The 4,954-nt window shown below is 72.2% G+C and carries 5 protein-coding genes; 1 reads left to right on the top strand and 4 read right to left on the bottom strand.

Going from position 1 to position 4,954, the window contains the following annotated elements; all coding sequences use genetic code 11:
* The 3 genes from RH94_RS33215 to RH94_RS33205 all read right to left on the bottom strand — a co-directional run.
* A partial coding sequence (locus tag RH94_RS33215; RefSeq protein WP_234426225.1) for a cysteine peptidase family C39 domain-containing protein occupies positions 1-1,459 on the bottom strand: 1,459 nt, incomplete at its 3' end.
* 29 nt (positions 1,460-1,488) lie between these two features.
* Positions 1,489-2,295: an HlyD family efflux transporter periplasmic adaptor subunit gene (locus RH94_RS33210; RefSeq protein ID WP_073952042.1), complete on the bottom strand. Its 807-nt coding sequence runs from the start codon at positions 2,293-2,295 to the stop codon at positions 1,489-1,491.
* Positions 2,296-2,370: 75 nt separating this feature from the next.
* A complete protein-coding gene (locus RH94_RS33205) occupies positions 2,371-2,586 on the bottom strand; it encodes a hypothetical protein (protein ID WP_073952041.1) in 216 nt (71 codons plus the stop codon).
* A 619-nt stretch (positions 2,587-3,205) separates the two neighbouring features.
* Here RH94_RS33205 and RH94_RS33200 point away from each other — a divergent pair.
* Positions 3,206-4,552, top strand: coding sequence for a S1 family peptidase (locus RH94_RS33200; RefSeq protein ID WP_199881116.1), 1,347 nt, complete (start codon positions 3,206-3,208; stop codon positions 4,550-4,552).
* Between the two features lie 71 nt (positions 4,553-4,623).
* Here RH94_RS33200 and RH94_RS45340 read toward each other — a convergent pair.
* Positions 4,624-4,954, bottom strand: a 331-nt coding sequence (locus RH94_RS45340; RefSeq protein ID WP_234426208.1) for a PP2C family protein-serine/threonine phosphatase, incomplete at its 5' end; no start/stop codon positions are given.

Below are 4,954 nucleotides of genomic sequence, written 5' to 3'. Positions count from 1 at the left end.
GCAGCGGCTCGTCCAGCGGGCTGTAGCCGAAGGTGATGTTCTCCAGCTCGACATGGCCGTGCAGCCGGCGGGTGTCGCCGCCGCCGGGGCGGGCGTAGAGCGGGTCGGCCCGGAAGTTCTCCACGTCCTTCAGCCGGGCCACGTCCGCCGCGAAGTCCTGGATGCGGCCCGCCACGCCGTTGAGGCGGGTCAGCGGTGCGGTGAACCGGGTCACCAGCGCCTGGAACGCGACCAGCAGACCGACCGAGATGTGCCCCTCGACCGCCCGCATCCCGCCGATCCACAGGATCAGCGCGCTGTTGAGCGTGGCGAGCGCCGGCGCGACCACGCCCAGCCACGCGCTCGGCACCCCCAGCCGCTGCTGCTCCTCCAGGGTGGTGGCGTGCTGCCCGGCCCAGGTGCGGAAGTAGCCGTCCTCGCCGCCGGTCGCCTTCATCGTCTCGATCGACTGCAGCCCGGTGTAGGCGGTGTTGGTCAGCCGGGCGGTGTCCGCGCGCAGCTTCGCCGTGCGCGTGGCACGCAGCCGTACGACGACCCGCATCGCCACGATGTTCAGCAGTGCCACGCCGATGCCGACGAACGTCAGCTGCGGGTCGTAGGTGTAGAGCAGCACCGCGTACAGCACGACCACGACCGCGTCCACGCCCGCCGCCGCCAGGTCGCGGGCGAGGGTCTCGGCGACCTGGTCGTTGGACTGCAGCCGCTGCACCAGGTCGGCCGGGCTGCGCTGGGCGAAGAACGTGACCGGCAGCCGCAGCAGATGCCGCAGGAAGCGGGCACCGGCGAGCGTGGAGGAGATGATCCTGCCGTGCAGCAGGTTGGCCTGCTGCAGCCAGGTCAGCACGACGGTGAGCAGCACGCACGCGCCCATCGACGCGAACAGCACGCCCAGCAGCGACGTCTGTCCGCCGATCAGGTACGTGTCGATGTAGGTCCGGCTGAGCGCGGGCAGCGCCGCGCCGACCGCGACCAGCAGCAGACTGGCCAGCACCGCCGCCGGCAGCGCGCCCGCGGTGCCGCGCAGCCGGGCCGGCAGGGCGCCCAGGACGCCGGGCCTGCGGCCGCCCCTGACGAAGCCCTTGCCGGGCTCCATCACCAGCACGACACCCGTGTAACTGGTGTCGAACTCCTCCATGGGCACGAAACGGCGGCCCTTGCCGGGGTCGTTGACGAACACCCCGCGCCGGCCGAGGCGGCGGCCCATGCCGTCGTAGACGACGTAGTGGTTGAACTCCCAGAAGAGGACGGCGGGCGCCCTCACCCCGGCGAGGGCGGCGGTGTCCATCTGCATGCCCTTGGCCGTCAGGCCGTAACCGCGGGCCGCCTTCAGCAGGTTGCTCGCCCGTGAGCCGTCCCGGGAGACGCCGCAGGCGATGCGCAGCTCCTCCAGCGGGACATGGCGGCCGTAGTGGCCGAGGACCATGGCGAGCGAGGCGGCGCCGCACTCCACGGCCTCCATCTGAAGGACGGTGGGGGTGCGCACGGTGGTCACGGCAGCAGCCAATCGACGGGACGCTGTTCGGTCAGGCGGATCGAGGCCGAGGCCGGGGTCATGGAGTCGAGCCGGTACGGCGGCCCGTCCGCGGAGGACCAGCGGTAGCCGCTCCTCGTCGCGGAGGCGGCGTCGAGCCCGACGAGTACGGCGACGGGCCGGCCCTTCCTCGTGAACTGCTCGCCCAGTTGGGCGTCCCCGAGGTGGGCGGCGATCCGCTGGGCCGACTGGGCGGCGCGGTCCACCGACTTCACACGGCCGCGCAGCACGCCGTACCGCTGGGCCGGCACCGAGGAGACGGTCAGGTCGACGGCGGCGCGGTCGGGAATGGCGGCGGCGTTCTCCGCGGGCACGTACACGGTGGCGTACAGCGGATCGGAGACGCGGGCGACCTTCTCGACGACGGCGACGTCCGCACCGGTGGAGACGATCTGGCCGAGGGTGGCGGCGAGCGCGGTGATCCGGCCCGCGGCGATCGTACGGACGACTTCCTCGCCCCGGCCGGTACGGACCTTCAGCACGGGCGAGTTCGCGGGCAGCCGCTCGCCCTCCTTGGCGAGGACCGCGGCGACCTGGCCGTCGACCGGGCTCTGCAGGACGTAACTGCCCTGTGCGTACGTGAGGATGGCGGGCGCGTCGACGGTGGAGGCCACCGACCCGGTCACGGCCCACACGGAGGCGGCCGCCATGGCGACGAGCGCCACGGACAGCACCAGCCATCCCTGGGGGCGGGCGAGCCGCACCGGGAGGTCGAGTTCCTCCGGCGACTGGAGCTTGGCGAGGGCCTGTTGTCGGAACTGCACGTCACGGATTCCTGTGGCAGCCGGGAGTCCCGGAACCGGCAGCCGGCTCCGGGACTCGGCGGCAACGCGGTGCGATCAGAGACCGGCGACCAGGTTGACGGCCGGGGCGGTGCTCAGACCGGTCACACCCTCGACGGTGCCGACGGCCGTGTCGACCACGCCGGTCACCGGGGCAACGCCGTCCACCAGGCCGGTGACGGTGCCCAGAGCGTTCACGGACAGACCGCCGGAGACGTTGTCGAGCTCGGCGTCGGAGATCTCGACGGTCTCAACCTGGGGGGTGGAGTTCATGATGGAACTTCCCTTCCTATGGATATCTCACAAGGGGAGAGCGGCCCCCTCTGGGGACAGGACGGCCGCGACCGTGAGCACCCGGACGCCTGTTTCCCAAGCGCCGGCGGGGCCCGCGGTGCGATGGATGTAAGCACGGCGCGGCCCGCCGTTTCCACTCGACCAGTGCCCTCACCAGCGCACTTGCCGCTGCGGGGCGGTCATCCGTGCAGGCGCGGGCACGGCATGGCGGCGACTTCTTCACATGTCGCACCGCATCGGCGCACCCGCCCCCTTGCCGACGCGCCGGTGAATCCGGCATTCGTTGGCGAACGCGTGCCGGGAGACGCGCGGTTGTGCAGATCCGCCATACGCGGTGACCTCGTTGGGCACGGGCTGTGCAGATTCGCTGAAGCCGTGATTCCACCTCATGTCCGCGACCGGCCGTCGCTGTTCGGCTACGGAGTGTGTCGATGTGCTTTCTGTGTAAGGGAGTTGGCCGATTCCGTGTGGCGGGGAGGAGCCGGCGAACGGGATTGAACACGTCGCTCGTCCCGTGCGTACCAACAGCCATCCAGGCGTCCCCCCCAACCACCGCGGGACGGCGGCACGGGCCCCGCCCCTCAGGAGGTCGAGAAGTTTGAGTCACAAGCGAATTCCGAAGCGCAAGGCCGCGATCGCGGCAGGCGGCGTGGTGGCGCTCGGCGCGGCGGCGATACTGCTCCCGAACGCCAACGCCTCCCAGGACGGCGCGGCGGACGACGCCACCCCCAGGACCCTGAAGGCCAAGGACGCCTCGAACCTGTCCGCGCAGCTCGCCCACGCGCTCGGTGACGCCTTCGCCGGCTCGTACTACGACGGCGACAAGCAGCGACTCGTCATCAATGTGGTGCGCGGCGACAACGATGTGATCGTCCAGGCGAAGAAGGCGGGCGTGGTCGTCCGCCAGGTCGGCAACAGCACCGCCGAACTGAAGTCCGCGGAGCGGAGCCTGAGGACCAAGGCCACCATCCCCGGCACGTCCTGGGCCGTCGACCCGCGCACGAACAAGGTCGTGGTCACCGCCGACAGCACGGTCACCGGCGCCAAGTGGAGCAGACTGCAGTCCACCGTCGAGAGCCTCGGCCCGGGCATGGCCACCCTGAAGAAGTCCGCCGGCACCTTCAAGACGTTCGCCTCCGGCGGCGACGCCATCTTCTCCCAGACGCAGGGCGGCACCGTCCGCTGCTCCCTCGGCTTCAACGTCACGGCCTCCGACGGCAGCCCCGCCTTCCTGACCGCCGGTCACTGCGCCGTCGCGGCCGAGCAGTGGTCCGACTCCCAGAACGGCGGGCCGATCGCCACGGTCGACCAGGCCACCTTCCCCGGCAGCGACTTCGCCCTCGTCAAGTACGACGACCCGAACACCCGGGCGCCGAGCGACGTCAACGTCGGCAACGGGCAGACCGTCCAGATCGCCGAGGCCGCGGAAGCCACCGTCGGCGCGACCGTCTTCCGGATGGGCAGCACGACCGGGCTGCGCAACGGCCAGGTGACCGGCCTCAACGCCACCGTCAACTTCCAGAGCGAGACCAACCCGGCCGGTGTCGACACCGTCAACGGCCTCATACAGACCAACGTCTGCGCCGAGCCCGGCGACAGCGGCGGCTCCCTGTTCACCCAGGACGGCGGCGCGATCGGCCTCACCTCGGGTGGCAGCGGCGACTGCACCCAGGGCGGCGAGACCTTCTTCCAGCCGGTCACCACGGCCCTCGAGGCGACCGGCGCGACGTTCGGCGGTGGCGGCGGCGACGCGGCCGGGAACGGCGACGGAGCGGGTGACGGTGCCGCGGCCGGGAACGGCGCGGACGACCAGCAGGCCGGTGGTGACCAGCAGGCCGGTGGTGACCAGACCGGCGTGGGCGACCAGCAGGCCGGTGACGATCAGCAGACCGGCGGTCACAGCCCCGGTGCGGCGCACGGCTACGGGCGCGGCCGGAACCACTGAGCGGCACCCTCCGAGCGCGGCTTCCCCCTGAGCCGCTCACGGTCCGGCCCTCCCGCGGGAGGGCCGGACCGTCACCCGTCCCCCCGCGCCCGCAGCAGCAGCACCGCCACGTCGTCGATCCGCTCCCGCGCCGCCACGCTGTGCCGCACCAGGCGGTCGGCCAGCTCGCCCAGCGGCACGTCCCCGGCCTCACCGAGCCGGTGCCCCAGCTCCGCAATGGCGTCCTCGATGTCCACCCCGGGCGATTCCACCAGCCCGTCGGTGTAGAGGACGAGCACCGAGCCGGGGGCGAGACCCACCCGCGTCGTCGGATACGTCGCCGCCGCGTCGATGCCCAGCAGCGGGCCCCCGGCCAGGTCGAGCACCCGCACCCGCCCGTCCGGCCGCCTCAGCAGCGGCGGC

The organism is Streptomyces kebangsaanensis, from assembly GCF_001906585.1.
GTDB classification, from domain to species: Bacteria; Actinomycetota; Actinomycetes; order Streptomycetales; family Streptomycetaceae; genus Streptomyces; species Streptomyces kebangsaanensis.
The sequence above is the reverse complement of the archived record's forward strand: the minus strand, read 5'-3'. Positions and strand labels throughout refer to the sequence as shown.